We start from the raw sequence: 1,259 nt of genomic DNA on the forward strand, positions 1-1,259 counted from the left end.
GCTTCTCTAAAAAAGATGGTTCCAGAAGATGTAGAAGAAATTACTCGACTTGTGTATGACTTATTGCCGCGTATTAAATTAACAGATTTATTAGTAGAAGTAGATACTTGGACACAGTTTAGCAAACACTTTGTTCATCTTCACACTCAACAGGCTCCAAAAGAAAAATCAATTTTATTTGCGGCTATCTTATCAGATGGAATTAATTTAGGATTAAGTAAAATGGCTGATGCTTGTCCAAATATCTCATATTCTCAGCTAGCTTGGATAGCAGATTGGTATATAAGAGATGAAAGCTATACGAAAGCGCTTGGAGATATTGCAAATTTTCATCATAAACAACCTTTTTCTTCCTATTGGGGAGAGGGCACTACTTCATCTTCAGATGGACAATTTTTTCGCGCCGGTGGGACTTCCAGTCCCCTAGCACAAGTAAATGGTAAGTATGGTCATGACCCAGGATTAAGTTTTTATACACATATATCAGATCAATATCATCCATTTTATGTCCAAGTTATTAGTTCCTCAGAAGAGGCACCACATATTATTGATGGGCTACTGTATCATGAAACAGATTTGCAAATTGAAGAACATTATACAGATGCCGCGGGTTTTGTTGATCATATATTTGGAATGTGCCATATGTTAGGGTTTCGCTTTTCACCACGAATTAAAACGATTGATAATCATAAAATATATACAGTATCTGTTCCAACAATATATGACCATATTAACTTCATGGTTGGCGGAACAATTCAGGTAAAGAAAATACGTGAAAATTGGGATGAAATATTACGTTTAGTTAGCTCTGTACGACAAGGAACAGTTACAGCTTCTCTGATTTTAAAAAAATTATCATCTTACCCTAGACAGAATAGTTTATCTATCGCACTTCGTGAAATCGGCCGAATAGAAAGAAGTTTATATATGTTAAAGTGGATACAAGATCCTGAACACAGAAGAAAAGTTCAGGTTGAATTAAATAAAGGCGAAAGTAAAAACTCTTTGGCTAGAGCTGTGTTTTTTAATCAATTAGGAGAAATTCGTGACCGATCCTATGAAGATCAATTGCATCGTGCAAGTGGACTTCAACTCATTATTTCTGCGATTGTAACTTGGAATTCTATCTATATCTCTCGTGCAATTGAAACGTTACGGAATAATGGTATTCATATTCCAGAGGAATATATTCAGCACATCTCTCCATTAGGCTGGGAACATATCGCACTTACAGGAGATTATATTTGGAATTTAAATCA

Annotated in this window: 1 protein-coding gene; it reads left to right on the forward strand. The window is 35.2% G+C overall.

The window, feature by feature from the left end; translation table 11 throughout:
- A partial coding sequence (locus ACQGS6_RS28795; RefSeq protein ID WP_426966053.1) for a Tn3 family transposase occupies positions 1-1,259 on the forward strand: 1,259 nt, incomplete at both ends.

This window comes from Bacillus sp. GMs2/2 (genome assembly GCF_050172095.1).
Classification (GTDB): domain Bacteria; phylum Bacillota; class Bacilli; order Bacillales; family Bacillaceae_G; genus Bacillus_A; species Bacillus_A cereus.